15 protein-coding genes are annotated in these 16,224 nt (G+C 31.0%); 5 read left to right on the forward strand and 10 right to left on the reverse strand.

What is annotated here, in order from left to right:
* Positions 1–5: 5 nt before the first annotated feature.
* The 3 genes from WDZ41_03395 to WDZ41_03405 all read right to left on the reverse strand — a co-directional run bounded on the left by WDZ41_03395 (position 6) and on the right by WDZ41_03405 (position 3,759).
* Positions 6–758, reverse strand: coding sequence for a hypothetical protein (locus WDZ41_03395; protein MEX0940379.1), 753 nt, complete (start codon positions 756–758; stop codon positions 6–8).
* Positions 759–941: 183 nt separating this feature from the next.
* Complete coding sequence (locus tag WDZ41_03400) at positions 942–2,144, reverse strand: hypothetical protein (GenBank protein MEX0940380.1); 1,203 nt, start codon at positions 2,142–2,144, stop codon at positions 942–944.
* Between the two features lie 25 nt (positions 2,145–2,169).
* Positions 2,170–3,759 carry a DEAD/DEAH box helicase gene (locus WDZ41_03405; GenBank protein ID MEX0940381.1) on the reverse strand — a complete coding sequence of 530 codons (1,590 nt, stop codon included), beginning with the start codon at positions 3,757–3,759 and terminating at the stop codon, positions 2,170–2,172.
* 349 nt (positions 3,760–4,108) lie between these two features.
* Here WDZ41_03405 and WDZ41_03410 point away from each other — a divergent pair, with 349 nt between their 5' ends.
* The 4 genes from WDZ41_03410 (at position 4,109) to murI (ending at position 7,894) form a co-directional block, all read left to right on the forward strand.
* Positions 4,109–4,630 carry a hypothetical protein gene (locus tag WDZ41_03410; GenBank protein MEX0940382.1) on the forward strand — a complete coding sequence of 174 codons (522 nt, stop codon included), beginning with the start codon at positions 4,109–4,111 and terminating at the stop codon, positions 4,628–4,630.
* 168 nt (positions 4,631–4,798) lie between these two features.
* Positions 4,799–6,619 carry a 30S ribosomal protein S1 gene (locus WDZ41_03415; protein ID MEX0940383.1) on the forward strand — a complete coding sequence of 607 codons (1,821 nt, stop codon included), beginning with the start codon at positions 4,799–4,801 and terminating at the stop codon, positions 6,617–6,619.
* Positions 6,620–6,623: 4 nt separating this feature from the next.
* Positions 6,624–7,031: a nucleoside-diphosphate kinase gene (gene ndk, locus WDZ41_03420; GenBank protein ID MEX0940384.1), complete on the forward strand. Its 408-nt coding sequence runs from the start codon at positions 6,624–6,626 to the stop codon at positions 7,029–7,031.
* A gap of 83 nt (positions 7,032–7,114) precedes the next feature.
* A complete protein-coding gene (gene murI / locus WDZ41_03425) occupies positions 7,115–7,894 on the forward strand; it encodes a glutamate racemase (GenBank protein ID MEX0940385.1) in 780 nt (259 codons plus the stop codon).
* A gap of 5 nt (positions 7,895–7,899) precedes the next feature.
* Here the strand turns inward: murI and nusB are convergent, their stop codons facing one another.
* Both nusB and efp read right to left on the reverse strand, forming a co-directional pair.
* Complete coding sequence (gene nusB / locus WDZ41_03430; GenBank protein MEX0940386.1) at positions 7,900–8,346, reverse strand: transcription antitermination factor NusB; 447 nt, start codon at positions 8,344–8,346, stop codon at positions 7,900–7,902.
* A gap of 31 nt (positions 8,347–8,377) precedes the next feature.
* Positions 8,378–8,941, reverse strand: coding sequence for an elongation factor P (efp, locus tag WDZ41_03435; GenBank protein MEX0940387.1), 564 nt, complete (start codon positions 8,939–8,941; stop codon positions 8,378–8,380).
* A 167-nt stretch (positions 8,942–9,108) separates the two neighbouring features.
* Between efp and glyA the strand changes: the two genes are divergently transcribed.
* Entirely contained in the window at positions 9,109–10,347 is a 1,239-nt protein-coding gene (gene glyA / locus WDZ41_03440) for a serine hydroxymethyltransferase (GenBank protein ID MEX0940388.1), read from the forward strand.
* A 27-nt stretch (positions 10,348–10,374) separates the two neighbouring features.
* Here glyA and WDZ41_03445 read toward each other — a convergent pair whose 3' ends face one another.
* From WDZ41_03445 to WDZ41_03465, 5 genes are all read right to left on the reverse strand, one after another.
* Positions 10,375–11,814 carry an FAD-dependent oxidoreductase gene (locus tag WDZ41_03445; protein MEX0940389.1) on the reverse strand — a complete coding sequence of 480 codons (1,440 nt, stop codon included), beginning with the start codon at positions 11,812–11,814 and terminating at the stop codon, positions 10,375–10,377.
* 124 nt (positions 11,815–11,938) lie between these two features.
* Positions 11,939–12,742: a thioredoxin domain-containing protein gene (locus WDZ41_03450; protein ID MEX0940390.1), complete on the reverse strand. Its 804-nt coding sequence runs from the start codon at positions 12,740–12,742 to the stop codon at positions 11,939–11,941.
* Positions 12,743–12,925: 183 nt separating this feature from the next.
* Positions 12,926–14,053 carry a hypothetical protein gene (locus WDZ41_03455; GenBank protein ID MEX0940391.1) on the reverse strand — a complete coding sequence of 376 codons (1,128 nt, stop codon included), beginning with the start codon at positions 14,051–14,053 and terminating at the stop codon, positions 12,926–12,928.
* Between the two features lie 4 nt (positions 14,054–14,057).
* Complete coding sequence (locus WDZ41_03460) at positions 14,058–15,254, reverse strand: hypothetical protein (GenBank protein MEX0940392.1); 1,197 nt, start codon at positions 15,252–15,254, stop codon at positions 14,058–14,060.
* Positions 15,175–16,215: a glycosyltransferase family 2 protein gene (locus WDZ41_03465; protein ID MEX0940393.1), complete on the reverse strand. Its 1,041-nt coding sequence runs from the start codon at positions 16,213–16,215 to the stop codon at positions 15,175–15,177. The genes WDZ41_03460 and WDZ41_03465 overlap by 80 nt, the downstream gene beginning before the upstream one ends.
* Positions 16,216–16,224: the final 9 nt, after the last annotated feature.

A 16,224-nucleotide genomic window follows, 5' to 3' on the forward strand; every position in this document is an offset into this window, starting at 1 on the left:
TATTATCACAAAGTAGTATTTAGATTTAGATATTTATTAAATTCTTGTTTCAGTTGATCAGCATTTTTAAAGTGAATGCTTTCAATATTTACCTTTGCGGATTCAGCGCCTTTGATATTATCAATTTGATCATCAATAAATAAAATTGGTTTTTGTGAATTATTAGGATTTTGTTTAATTAAATATTTACGTAGTCCGATATAATATTCTACGCATGGTTTTGCTATATCTTTATCGTTATCTTCTGGAATAAAGGAACCTTTAAATTGCTCAAATATTTTAGGATATTTGCTTTGCATTATTGCCAATGATCTTTTACCAATGTTAGAAGCAAGATAATTCTGAAAGCCTTTATTTTTCATTTCTATTAAACTGTCGATTGCGCCTTGATTAGGTGTTTGTAAATTTACAAGCTCCATCAGTTCCTGATCATATTTTTTTAATACCGGGTATTTTGCAATAAGTTTTATAAGCAAATCTTCTGCAGAGCTACACGCTTTATTTAAAGAATATGCTTCTGATCCCGCTTGCGTGATAAGCGAAATAAGTTCCCATTTGTTATTCGATTTCCACAATATAGAAAATGCTTTTTTTATCATGAGCCAAGGTTCTTGATTGACCAATACCCCATGAAAATCCCATGCAAGAATAACTTCATCTTTAGAAAGTTTTTTAGTTTCTTGTGAATACAAAGATGGAATAGAATGAAGAACAAGTGTGATAATAAAAAAGTAAGAAGCTAGTTTGTTAGCTTTCATAAGAATCCTCCATATTCATATAACCTTTTTTTACTATCACATGAATATATTATTTTGTCAAAAAAGGCATAAATTTAAATTAAAATATTGATGAATTTTCAAATATGCAATCAAAAAGCCAATTAAACCTCTAAAGGTTTAGTTTCATTAACATTATATAAAAAGATGAGAAGGTATTTCTACTTATTTTGAAAGCTTATTTTTTAACCACCAGCCAAAGGTAACTAAGGCAATACCGGTAACCACGCCAGCAAAAAAATTTTTATTAAAAAAAGAAAACTTTGAAGCAATTGATGCGGGTTTATTTGAGATTGGTTTATTGCTTTGAGAATTATTATTTTCTTCAATACTTGATTCTTTGGTCTTAGTGGTATCGTTTAATTCTGTATTTGTAGGGTTGATGGAGGGTTCAGTTTGTATTGCTATATCTGTGGTTTTTTGAACATCAGGATTCTCAGTGCTTGGAAAAATTTCATTTGATTCGTCTATGATAAGACTTTCATCTTCATCAGGATCAAAAAATTTTTCATTTTCATCATCTGATTCTTCTTTTTTTAGATTATTACTTGAAAGTTTTTCTTCTTCAATGCTTAATTGATTAAAATAATTTTTTAGTTGTTCTATTGATTCAAATTCTATCGGAGCAATATTCAATTGAGTAGTTAACTCTTGATTTAATTTGCAATCTTTTTTAGTAATAAGATGAATAGGGCTGTTAAGAACAATTTTATTGGCTAAAGCTCGTATTGTTTTTAGATACAAATCATTTGGAAATGGTTCTGGAGATTCAAACCAGTTAAATCCTTTTTCAATATAAGATTTAATTTTCTGATTATTTTTATTAAACGGAATGGTAACTATGCCATAAAAATAATCAGACAGATCGAGCATGGAATTTAATTTGTCTAAATAAGCTTCATGTTCTAAAGAGTCCTGATTAGAAAAGAGAATGCAAGAAAAATTTAATTTTTTCATTTCTAGTAAAAAATCTAAAAAATCTTTTTTAGTTGATGGAGAAATAATAATCTTATTTAAGCCATCAATTTCATCAGTTGATAACTTAATTTGAAATTTTTGATCAGAAACAGTATTAATAATATTGCTTAATCCTTTTGGTAGTCCATTTTTATTTTTAGAAAGATTATAGGCAACAGATGGAATACGCAGTATTGTCCAAGGGCTAAGATATTTTGAACCTAAAGATCTTACGGTATTACCAGTAATTATTTTTTTTATTTCTGCATGATTCTTAAATACCATTGAATCGGGTACTGCAATAATCCTTTTTGCATTCGAATTCAAAAAAAGAGAATTTTCCATGCTAGAAATATAAAAACTTGAAAAGATACTTACGAATATAAAAATAAAATTAAATACTTTTTTCATGAGAAAACCTCCATTTTCCCTTATTTTAATTAACTAAGCGCCAACGCCTGCCTTTAAATTGCTTTTGTTCTAATTGTGCGACAAGGCCCTGTGCTTTTTGTGGAATCAAAATAAAGCTACGTTTTTGAATTACTCGTACTTTTGCAATTTGTTTTTTAACAATTTTTTCATCGATAGTCAGATGATGAAGAATATCATTTCTTGTTACGCCATCTTGCATGCCTATGTTAATACATAATTCGATGAATCCTTGTTCAGATGATCTATTATTTTCAGTTTTATTTGAAAATGTTAATGTATCAGTATTTACCTGATTAAAAAACTTTTCATGTAAAAGTTCAATTAATAGTGTATTTCGCTGCTCATCTGAAAGTTGCTGAATAGATTCATATAAATTTGATAATTGCTTTTTAGATGATGTTGTACTTTCAATTTTAGCAGCTACATAAGCGAGAGCTTTTTTCTCTTGTTGACCCATAATGCATTCAACTGATGGAATAGGGAGTTCCTTAATAGTGCTTTTAAATTTTGCTGCTAATTCACGAATATATCGTTGTTCTCTTGGGTGGATAAATGTTATTGATACACCTTCTTTGCCTGCACGGCCTGTACGGCCAATACGATGAACATAGCTTTCACGATCTTCTGGAATTTGATAATTTATAACGTGAGTAATATCTGAAACATCAATACCACGTGCAGCCACATCGGTTGCAATTAAAATTGAAAATTTCTTTTTTCTAAAATCGGTAATTACGCGATTACGGTTAACTTGGCTCATATCACCATGCAAAGCATTAACACTATGACCTTTTGCGGCTAATTTTTCAGCAATTTCACTTGTTTGAATTTTAGTTTGGCAAAATACAAAGCCATAAAAGTCTGGTTCGCTTGCAATAAATCTACATAGTGCTTCAAAACGATATTGCGTCGGTGCTATGCAAAAATATTGTTGTGTAGTTGAACTGGTAACTTGTTCTTGGCTTACTCTTACTGATGAAGGATTACGCATATGGTTTTTTTGAATCTCTTTAATACCACCTTTAATGGTAGCAGAAAAAAGCCAAATGTTTCGATCGGGCTGAGAAAAAGTTAAAATTTCATCGATTTCTTCTTTGAATCCCATATCGAGCATGATGTCAGCTTCATCGAGTACAATAGTATGTACATTTCTTAATGATAGTGTTTTTCTACGTAAATGATCGTTAATACGGCCAGGCGTCCCGACCACAATTTGCGTACCTTTTTTTAATTGATTGCGTTGCGGTTCAAAAGAAACACCACCATATATAGTGGTAATTGAAATAGACATTCCCCGTGCTAATTTTTCAAGACTTTCATAAATCTGTAAAGCTAATTCTCGGGTAGGCGCTACGATAAGTGACTGAGTTTCTTTATTTTTTAAATCGATATGATGAAGCAAAGGAATACCAAAAGCAAGTGTTTTACCAGTACCGGTTTGTGCTTGACCATGAAAATCATTTTTACCGGGTACCATTAAAATAGGTAACGATTTTTCTTGAATTTCAGTAGGAGTATGAATACCCATTTTTTCAAGTGTAGTTATAATATGAGAATTTAATGAAAAATCACGAAATTGTTTAGTTTGTTTCATAGGAAGAAAAGCCTTTTGATTTTATCGAGCACTTATAGCTCTCTATATCATTAAGCATTCCTTGATTTTGCTTGGTAAACTTAATCTATGAGCTGTGTGCTCTAAAATTTAATATTAGTATTTAGTTCAAGTATAGAAGAGAATATAGATTTGTCAATCAAGGGCTTTTTAAAAAATCATACCATTCCTAATGAAAAATAAAATAATTTTAACATTGCTTATAAAAATTTCAATTGAAAAATATATAAAAATTAAATATGCAATTCGGCATCCAATTGACAAATTAAATGATTTGTTTATCCTGAAAAATAAGGCACAAGCCTAAAATGGATAAATGGAGGAATTTCTTATGAATATAAAAAAAGTTATGTTGTCTATGCTATTTATTAGTGTAGTTTGTTCAAATGTTTCATATCCTATGTCATTGCCAACTGTAGGAAAACAAGTAGCTCATACTTGGACACAGTGGTTATTAGATCGTCCAATGACAATCAACCCATATGGTATTTATGATTGGTGCAGTAATCATGCATTTTTAACTACCGGTATCACTGCATGCAGTTTACTATCAATCTTTTTTTCTTGCTTAAAATATAAACAATATTGTAAAAATTATGCTGAAAATATACAAAATTTAAAGAAGAACTTAGAAAAAGCTGTGTTGATGAATAAGGATGAATTTAAAAGAAATTTAAATGAAGAAATTAAACTACAAGCACAAAAAATTAATATTCATTCAATCAGAGAAAAAATAGATGAATTTTGTTTTAAAAAAGATAGTGTTTATACTCAATCTGTTGAACTTAAAGCGTTAATTGATGAGATTGAAAGAATTGCTCTGAGTGAAAGTTGGTTGAGTAATTTTTTTTAATAAGCTACTTTTCCTTCAAAAATTCTAGAGCCTTCTCCTGAAGGCTCTATTGTGCTTTTAGATTTGCCAATTGTGCAATTTATTGGTACAATTACTTAAGAATGTTGTAAATAGTATATGTTTAACCTCTAACCCCCGCCTTTTTTAGTACAAGTCGTAGGAGTTTTGATGTCAAAGACCGTTATTCAAGGATCCCATTTTCGTCATGTAGAGCCAGTTTGGCAAGATGAAGAGGATTTCGAGCTTAATCAAGAACAATTGGATGAACTTTCTTCTTTATATGAAGGGATGTTTGATTCAATTAAACAAGGAAAAATTGTCACCGGAAAAATCGTTAAACTCGATGATGATGGTGTATTAGTCGATATTGGATTTAAATCGCATGGTTTAGTTCCTTGGTATGAATTTTCTGAGCATGAACGTAAAAAACTAGCAGTAGACCAAGATATCGATGTAATGCTCGAAGAATTAGAAAATGTTGATGGAAACCTCAGTATTTCCTACGAAGAAGCAAAAGCAATGAGAGCGTGGGATACCATCATGAAGCTTTATGATGAAGGAAAACCGGTAGAAGGCCTGGTAACTCATAAAGTTAAAGGTGGTTTAAGTGTTGATATTGGTATTCCTGCATTCTTGCCAGGTTCACAAGTTGATTTACAACGGGTAACTGATTTCGATCAATTTGTTGGGCAACAAATCAATGCTTATATCATAAAAATTAATCAAAAACGTGGAAATGTTATTATTTCTCGTCGTAAATATCTTAATGAAATTCGTTCCGAATCTCGCAAAAAAATTCTTGAAGGATTGCAAGCAGACCAAGTTATCCAAGGTATCGTTAAAAATATTACCAATTATGGGGTATTTATCGACATTGGTGGCGTAGATGGTTTACTTCATATTACTGATATGACTTGGGGGCGCATTGCTCATCCAAGTGAACTAGTGAAGATTGGCGACCGTATTTCAGTAAAAGTACTTTCATTTGATAAAGAAAATGAAAAAATTTCTCTAGGTATGAAGCAACTTACTGAAAATCCATGGGAAAAAGTTACCAAGGATCTTGAAATTGCCGCTAAAGTTAAAGGCAAAATATCCAGTATTACTGATTATGGCCTTTTCATAGAAATAGCTAAAGGCGTTGAAGGACTTGTGCATATTTCTGAAATTTCATGGATCGATCGTATTGATGATATTAAACGTCACTTTAAAGTAGGTGATGAAGTTGAAGCAGTTATTGTTTCACTTGATAAAGATAATCGACGTATGTCATTAAGTATCAAGCAATTGCAAGAAAATCCATGGAAAAAACTTCATGATAAATTCAAAATTGGTGATAAAATTAAAGGTACAATTAGTAACATTACTGATTTTGGTATCTTTGTTCAATTATTGCCAGGAATCGATGGTCTTGTACATATTTCTGATCTTTCATGGACTGAGCATATAAATCATCCTGCAGATATTTTCAAGAAGGGTGATGAAGTTGAAGCGGTTATTCTTGGCATTGATGAAGAGAATAAACGTGTCTCGCTCGGTATTAAGCAGTTAGCAGAAGATCCTTGGGATAAGATTGAAGAATTGTATCCAGCAGGAAGTATTGTTGAAGGTGAAGTATCAAAGATCACTAACTTTGGTGCATTTATTAAATTACCTTCCGGCATTGAAGGCCTTGTGCATATTTCTGAATTATCAACTCAAAATGTTGATAAAGTTGAAGATGTACTAAAAGTAGGCGAAAAAGCTGAATTTCGAGTTATTAAAGTAAATAGAGAAGATCGCAAGCTTGGGTTGAGTCTCAAACTTGATGAGAAGGAAGCTAAAGCGACAGCAGAAACTAAAAAACCAAAAGTAACAAAATCTGCAGCTGCTCCTAAAGCTAAAAAATTCGAAGAACAACAAGCGAACAAACCAAAATCTCTTTTACAGATTGAACTTGAAAAACATGCGGCACGGCAAAAAGAAGAAAATACGGACAGCGAAGGATAAAAGAATGAAAGAAAGAACGTTAGCAATTATTAAACCTGATGCGGTAGCTGATAAAAATACCGGTAACATTATTGCAATGATTGAAAAAAATAACTTTGATATTCTTCGTATGCAAAAAATGCAATTAAGTGAAGATCAAGTTCGTTCTTTTTATGCAGTTCATAAAGATAAACCATTTTTTAATGAAGTTGTTGAATTTATGAGCTCGGGACCAATTGTTGTTATGGTATTAGAAAAAGAAAATGCGATACAAGAATGGCGCGATCTCATGGGCGCAACTGATCCAGAAAAAGCAGAAGAAGGCACAATTCGTAAACTTTACGGTAACAATATTGGTGCAAATGCGGTACATGGATCTGATAGCCGAGAAACTGCTGCATTAGAAATTAATCAATTTTATCCTGATCTATAAAAAAATAAGAAAAAAATTAAAAAAGCTCATATTAAATGAGCTTTTTTAATTTTTTTATATAAAAATAATCTGTTAAAATATTCGTGAAAAAGAAAGTAATAAATAAAATTGGTTTTCTTGATTCCGGGCTTGGTGGATTAACTATTTTGAAAAAATTCCTAGAATATACCCCTAGCAACTATCTTTATTTAGCAGATATAAAAAATATCCCCTATGGCCAAAAAACTCCAGAGCAATTAAAAAAAATTGCTTTAGCAAATGTAGATTTTTTGCTTTTACAAGGAGTAGAGGCGATAATTATTGCATGTCATACCCTTACTGCCCATACTATTGATTATCTACGTGCACGGTATCCGGAATTACCAATAATTGGTGTTATCAAGCCAGTTATTCAGTCTTTATGCGATATATCAGCAAAAAAAATTGGCATTATCGCAACAACTGCAACTATCCAAAGTAATATTTATTATGATTTACTGCAGAGTTTAAATCAATTTGAGAGCATTTTTCAGCAAGCATGTCCTGATTTAGTTCCCCTGATTGAAGCATATCCGATGAACCAAAGTGCGATTAAAAATAAACTTATTGAATATTTACAATCGTTAAAAAAAGAAAATATAGATTGCTTAATTCTTGGTTGCACACACTACTCATTAATAAAATATTATATAAGTGAACTATTGCCAGATTGCTTAATTATTGGAGCAGAAAGGCAGATGGTAGACTATAGTTCTTACTATTTTTCTATCAAAAATATCCCAAAATTGAATTGTGATATTTTTGTTACACAGTATTCCAATGCATTTGAGCAAAATTGCTTATATATATTAGGTGATAAAATACAGATATGTAAGATAAAATAATAAGGTTATTTTTTAGGTAGCTGCTTTAATGCTTCATCTAAAATGCCATTAATAAATTTATAGGCATCTTTTTCTGCAAAGCATTTAGCTAATTCAATAGCTTCGTTGATGATAATATTTGAATGGGTATCGGTATGGTGCATTTCCCAAATTGCATAGCGCAAAATAAGTTTAGTGCATACACCAACGCGTTCAAAACGCCAATTAGCTAATAAGGGCTTATATATTTCATCTAACGCTTCGCGATTATCAATTATATTTTGCGCAGTAGTTACTATTTGACTATCAAGTGGAATATTTAATTCAAATCCACGATTTAAGTTATCAACGAGTGATTCAAGGCTTACTTGATAATCATAACTATCAGCAGCATATAATAAATGAAAAATTAAAGAACGTTTATCGCGTTGCGATAATGATTCAAACCAGTGAGTGGAAGCATTATTGTCCATATTAGTATTTCGATAAAATAAAAGATGCTGGTTAAGAAACTCGTTCAATATAGCTACCATCACGGGTATCTACTTTAATAATATCTTCTTCATTAATAAATAGTGGTACTTGTACTACTAAATCAGTTTCTAAGGTTGCCGGTTTTGTAGCACCACCTTGTGCAGTATCACCACGCACACCTGGTTGCGTATCTGCTACTTTTAATTCAATAAACAAAGGAGGGTTTACTGCTATAGGTCTATCAGAAAAATATAAAATAGTATAAACAATACCATCTTTAAGATATTTTTTTACTTCTTCGATTTGATTTTCATTTAAAATGACTTGCTCATAATTATCTTGATCAAGAAAGTTATATTGACCATTTTCAGCATATAAATATTGCATTTCTCTATAGGAAAGATCAGGGACAGGCAATTTTTCTACAGAACGGAAGGTACCTTCAATGGTAAGGCCTGTGATAAGGTTTTTCATTTTTGTGCGGATATATGCACCACCTTTGCCTGGCTTTGTCCATTGAAAATCAATAACAACATGAGGCTCACTCTTATATAGAATTTTACTTCCTTTTCGAAGATCTCCAGCTGAAATCACACTAAAGCCTTTCCTAATTAATAAAGTCAAATATCCTAATATTTAGTATAAAAATATATTCATAAAAAGCAATTAATTTAGGTGTTTTTTTGCATTTAAAAATCTCATTTGATTAGTAACGGGATCTTTTTTAGACTTCTATCATATTTATTTACGAAGGAAAAAAAATGAAAAATCTTGCAAAAATCGATACTGATATATTTTCTCTTATTCAATTAGAACAAACAAGACAAGAAACAACGCTAGATTTAATCGCTTCTGAAAATTACACATCTTTGGCCGTAATGGAAGCAACGGGTTCTGTTTTAACTAATAAATATGCAGAAGGCTATCCAGGTAAGCGATATTATGGCGGGTGTGAGTTTGTTGATAAAGTAGAGTTGTTAGCACAAGAGCGTTGTAAAGAAATATTTCATGCTGAACATGTAAATGTACAGCCACATGCTGGCTCTCAAGCAAATATGGCCGTTTATTTTGCAGCACTTAATTTTGGCGATACGATAATGGGTATGAGCCTTGCTGAAGGCGGTCATTTAACGCATGGCCATAAAGTAAATTTTTCAGGAAAATTATATAGCAGCATTCAATATACGGTAAATCGTCAAACAGAGTTGCTTGATTATGATGAAATTGAAAAACTTGCTGAACAATATAAGCCAAAGTTAATTATTGCTGGGGCATCTGCTTATTCGCGTGCTATAGATTTTGCCCGTTTTAAAAAAATCGCTAAGCAAGTTGGGGCCTATTTGATGGCTGATATTGCCCATATTGCTGGTTTGGTTGCTACAGGCTTGCATGAAAATCCTTTTCCGCATGCAGAATTTGTAACGAGTACCACTCATAAAACACTTCGTGGCCCGCGTGGCGGTTTGATTATGTGTAAGCGAGATTTTGCTCAAAAAATTGATGCAGCGGTAATGCCGGGGTTACAAGGCGGTCCATTTATGCAAGTTATTGCTGGAAAAGCAGTAGCGTTTAAACAAGCACTTGAGCCAGAATTTAAAGATTATCAAAAACAAGTACTTGCTAATGCAAAAATAATGGCTAAAACATTTCAAGAGCTCGGTTATCGTATTGTAAGTGGCGGTACTGACACGCATTTATTTATTATTGATTTAAGAAATCAACGTATTACCGGTAAACTTGCAGAACAAATTTTAGAGCGCGTAGGAATATCTGTTTCTCGCAGTTGTATTCCTTTTGATTTAGAACAGGCATGGGTAACGAGTGGTATTCGGGTTGGATCGCCTGCTATAAGTACACGCGGTATAAAAGAGAATGAAGCTATACAGATTGTACATTTCATGCATGAAGCACTAGAGCATCGCGATGATGATTTATGGCTCGATAAAATCAGGAAAGAAGTTAAAACACTTTGTGCACGGCATCCGATTTATGTCTTTTAGTTATGGATTATTATTATATTTCAAAAATTATTTAGTAATTATTTTTTCAAAAAAATCACCTAATTGCTTTTTGGTGCGAATAGTATTTTTTTTCTCAATTAATTTGCCATTTTTGAAAGCAATAAATGATGGTACTGAAGTAATTTCAAATTTTTTACCAATTTCAGGATTTTTTTCATGATTAATTTTTATAATATGTACTTTATTTTCATATATACTTCCCATTTCTTCTAAATAGCTCAATAAGTTTTTACATGAAGGACAATAATCGGCATAAAAATCCACTAAAACTAACGGATTTTCTTTAATTACTCGCTCAAGCTGTTCAGTTGAAGTGATTAATTTTATATCAATACGTGGTGTAGTATCTGGTTTGAAAAGTTGTGGGCTTAATTGTTTTGCTATTTCTTGATTAAAACCTATATCTTGCATAAAATCGATAGCATCCATACCAGCTTTAACGCCACTTCCGGTTGCCACACCTGCTTTGCCATATATTTTATCGGTAACATCACCAGCAGCAAATACACCAGGAATATTAGTATGTTGCGTTCTTCCTTTAAGAAGAATAAAGCCTTCAGAACCAATTTTAAGATACGACTGAAAAATATCTGAATTTGGATGATAACCGATAGCAAAATAAAGTCCGCGAATAGGTAAACTAAATGTTTTTTGTGTTTTATTATCAATTAAAACTACTTTGTTAATATTTTTTCCGTCACCATCAATTTCTTTTAACTCTGTATTATATAAGATTTCTATGTTTGGGGTTTCTTTTAAATATTCTTGTACAGTACCAGAAGCATCAAGTTGGGGATTGCGAGCAAACATATACACTTTTTTTGCATAGGCTGCCAATTGTAAAGCACGATCACCGGCAGTATCACCACCACCCACAACAGCAACAATTTGTCCTTTATGAAAAGGAGCATCACAAATGGTACATACGCCAATGCCTTTTCCCCAGTAAGTTTCCACTCCGGGAACATTTAATTTTTTTGCGATGCGGCCAGTGGCAATAATAAGTGCGAGAGCGTGCAATTCTAAATTATTTTCGGTAATAATTACAAAAGGCCAGGTTGCAAGATTTACTTTTTTTATCGTATCGTTAATAGTTTGTGCACCAAAATGTTTTGCTTGATCTAAAAGATCATCGATAGCTTCTAAACCAGAAGCCTTTTTTTTGCCGGGCCAATTTTCAATTTGCCGAACATCTGCAAGTTGTCCACCAAGTTGATGACCATTAAAAACAATAGTGCCTAATTTTGCACGCGCAGTATACAAAGCAGCGCTTAGCCCAGCTGGTCCTGAACCAATAATGACGACAGGTACGATATTTTTTTTATCAAATGCTTGTTCTATATCAGGTAGTTTATTTTGTTTATATTGGTGGAACTGATAAGCCCCTATAAAAAACAAAGGTACAATCAATGCAACAATAATCAAAATTTTTTTAGCAGTATTCATTGCAACTCCTATCTATTAAATAATAGCAAATTAAAAATTGAGTCAGCAATGAATTAGAAAGAATAACGATAAAATGGGAATAGTAGAAAAATAAAAGGGCAGATTTCTGCCCTTTTTAATATAATTATTTTTTATTTTTTTCTTGATATTGATCAAGGAAGGTGAGCATTTCTTTCATGCTTTTTATTGTTTCTTCAAGAGTTTTTTCAAGATTTTGACGAGCATTGACCTCTTGGCCAAACATATTTTTAAAAGTAAAATCTAGTGAAGCACCCGCATCGAGAAGTGTTTCTACTACATCTTTTAAATTACAACTTAAGGCAATGGAAAGAGGTGTATATTCACATTCTTTTCCTCTATTTTCTCCCATTGGAACAGGCATTTTAAATTTGTGATTAACATCAACACCGTCTTTAATAAGTTGTTTTATTTGATTAGTATTTTGTGTAGTAATTGCCTGTAATAAAAGCATTTCATTTGGTATTTGTGGTGCATTGGATAAAGGTGCTTCATCGGGATTGTGAGCCAATGTTTTTTTAACATCTTCTTCAAAAGTTTTTTCATTTAAAGTACCAACAGAAAGACCATAAAGCTTGCCTTTATTAAAAATGGCAAAAGTTGGAATCTGTGTGATTTTATATTTTGCTGCTGTTTTTTTAGCAACATCAATATCAATGCTTACAAAAATATACTGATTAGCATATTGTGTTGCAAGTTTTTCGAAAGTAGGTTTAACCTTTTTGCACGGTCCACACCATTCAGCAAAAAAATCAACAATAACCGGCTTTTTTGCCTTTAATACTTTTGTTTCAAAATCATTATCAGATACTGCAATTACGGGAGATTTTTTAATTTCTTCAGCTTGAAGTATAGTAAAAAGTGACGCAAAACCAAAAGAAAGGCTGAGAATTAGGTATTTTTTTATCATATTAGACCCCTATAATTTAAATGTTTTTTATTTATTTATCCTCTGAAATATTAATGGTAATAATTCTAATAATAAAGATATAAAATAAATATACAAGTTGTTTCATAGAGAAAAAAATCTATAAATTTAATATAATATTATTATTTGCAAAACATTAAAGGTCAAATAGATTGCCAAAATAATTTAAGAGCTATTACTTAATAATTTATTTATGCTCGTAATACCGTATAAGGCAGCAAAAGTAATAAATCCTAAGGAATATTCAGTAATAGGAAGCACTAAAAGCGGAAATGCACTGCTTAAAACAAAAGCACCCCAAAAAGCAGTTTCTATTTGCCAGGGTTTTGGATAAAAAAAAGCAACAATTAGGCCTATGTTGGCAAAAATTACTAGATATAATAATAAAATTCCAAGCTTTGCAAATATGGTGGCGATAATAAAAGTTGGATTTGTTTTAATAAGTTTTATAATTTCATTTTTCAACACTTTTTCATATGCAGGGGTGTTGTAGTGAGCATTAGGATTTATGGATTGTGCTTTTTGGGCAGCAAAAGAATCTCCCCAGCGAATATTATCAGTATTTTTAAAAGATAAAAATCCTAATCCGGCATAAATAGGATGCCAGAGCATATGATTAGTTATACCAATAAAAGGATCTGTAATATTATTTTGTTTTAAAAAAGAGTTATAGTTTTTATAGGTATAATTGACATAGATCACTGGCAAATAAAGACCTAGGAGTAATAAGCAAAGAGTGATAGTCTTTTTTTTTAATGAATATTTTTTTTGCGTTATCAATAGCCAACTAATAAAAAATAATGAAGCGAGACCAGCATGTGCTCGTGCATAGTGAGAAAACATTATAGTGATGCCAGCCAGAAAAAAAAATAAATATGAAACAGGAGACATTTTTTTTGTAGAAAAGTATAAACTCCAAGGAATCAATGCAACTGGACAGATAGTATAAAAAAGATAAGTATCGCCAATAGTGAGAGAAAAAAGACAAATTAAAGTTAATCCTACAAAACTAATTAAACGTGGTAATAATGTTTGATAATAGAAAAAAAATCCTACTAAACCTATGAGCCATGCCGCACTAACTAGTCCATAAAAAAAAAGATTAATCGTTTGCTGGATGGGTATCTGTAATAATGAAGCGAGCTTAGGTATAAAAATATAAATACCAATATCATCAGCAGCAGAAAATGGTAATAATGAAGCACCATCAAATTCAATAAGAGAAACCCCGGTTTTTTGATATCCGGCATATGTTTGTAAAATATGAACGAGGCGACAATCCATTAATTTCATTTTTTTATGTAGTTTTTAATGATTTAAATGTCATAATAATTCGTCTAAAAAACATTTTTATATCATTACAAAAACCTTGCTGAATAGCATAATTTATACTTACTAATCCATATAATGCTGCACAGGTAATAAAACCAAGTGAATATTCTGGTAAGGTTGGCATAGTCAGAATAGGGAATAATGCATAAAAAGCTAAAGAAATCCAAAACGGTAACTCTAGATACCAAGGTTTTCGATATATTAATGCAAAAAATAAGCCAATATTAGCGTATTTGAACAAGTAAAAAAGCATAATGCCAATTTTGGCAAAAATAGTAAAGAGTACAAATTGTAAATTATTTTTTACTAGACCAATTGTTTTGTTTTTAATGATTTCTTCATAAGCGATTGTATTTTCTATAACCATAGGATCTTCTTTTTGTGCTACGCTAAAACCAAAGTTATCATTGTATTCAATATTATCGTTATTTCCTGGTTTTAATAATCCAAAACCTATATAAATATTATGCCAAAAAATATGTTTATTATTTCCAATTGCTAAATTATTGTGGAAATTTTGAAAATATGAAATTGATTTTTTATATTCTTGATTAAAATAGAGACTTGGTATTCCAACGCCACATAAAAATAAAACAGTTAAAACACTATATTTTTTGTAAGAAAAAGTAGATAACTTAAAGAAAAAAATGCTTAAGATAAACAGTGCAGTATCAATTCCAGAAAACGCTCTAATGAATTGAAAAAATCCAGTAATAAAGCCAGCACAAAAACTATATAATTTTATATTATTATTAAACCTATCTTTTTTTGTTAAATATAAAGCCCAGGGTATAAGCATTATTGGACAAGCATAATATGAAAGATAAACATCGCCCAAAGAAAATGCTTGCCTGCAAAGTAAAATTAAAATAAAAGAAGCTAATATTTTATGGGTTAATTGTTCATAATATTTCCAAAAACCAAGGGTACCAATTAATGCTGGAACAAGTAAGATTGTATAAAAAAATATATTGGTTGCATGTTCAATAGAAAAATTAAAAAAGGTAGCAATTTTAGGAATTAGTATATAAATACCAATATCATCGGCCGTTAAAGAAGGAATAATATTATTACCATCAAATTCAACGAGTGGAATTCCGGTTTTTAGATAGCCGGCTAGAGCTTGTTTTAAGTGAATGAATCGTGTGTGCATCAGATTCATAGCAATCCTTTTTTTCTTTTAATAATAATGAGGAATTAATTGATTCTTTAATAATGAATAAAGGCCTACCCTTTAATTCTTCATAAATTCTGCCAATATATTCACCAAGAATCCATACTAAAATAAATAACAATCCTATAAAAATATAAATAATGGTAACGAGCCATTTAAATAGTGGATAATAACCATGAAAGAATAATGCATCTATAGTAATAATTGTTAACATGGCAATACCAGAAAAAATGACAAAGCTACCAATAAATGCTGAAATTCTTAATGGTAGCATTGAAAATCCAATTATTCCGTCAAATGCGATTTTAAATAATTGATGCCACTTATATTTGGTAGAATCAAGTTCTCGAGCTGGTTGCATAAAATCTACATATTCTGGAGAAAAACCTGTCCATGCAATCATACCTCGAAGATAGCGTGAGCGTTCGGGATAGCGGTTGATTTCATTAATAACTTGTCTATCAAGAAGACGAAAGTCTGTAATATTTTCTGGAATGGTAATATCGGCGATTGAATTTAAAATTGATTGATAATAATAAGCAGTAATTTTTTTCAATTTATTATCATTTCTTTTTATTCTTCGTGCATAAACAATTTTTGCTCCATTTTCCCATTTTTGTATTAATTCTTCTATAAGCATGGGAGGGTGTTGCAAGTCTGCATCCATAGTAATTGCATTATCGCCTTTACAATATTTATAGCCTGCGGTTAATGCTGCTTGATAACCAAAATTCTTACTAAATCTAAATGCTTTTATTTGAAAATCTTTTTTTTGGATTTGTCTAATAATATGCCATGAATTATCAATGCTTCCATCATCTATTAGGAGTAGCTCATATTTATAATGATTTAATTTTTGGCAAATTTTTATAATTTCATTATAAGTTTTTTCTATATGTTTTTCTTCATTATAAATAGGTAAAATAATTGATATTAATTTTTTATTCATTTTTTTTTC

This window comes from Candidatus Babeliales bacterium, from assembly GCA_040879965.1.
In the GTDB taxonomy this organism is placed as follows: Bacteria; Babelota; Babeliae; order Babelales; family JACPOV01; genus JBBDJI01.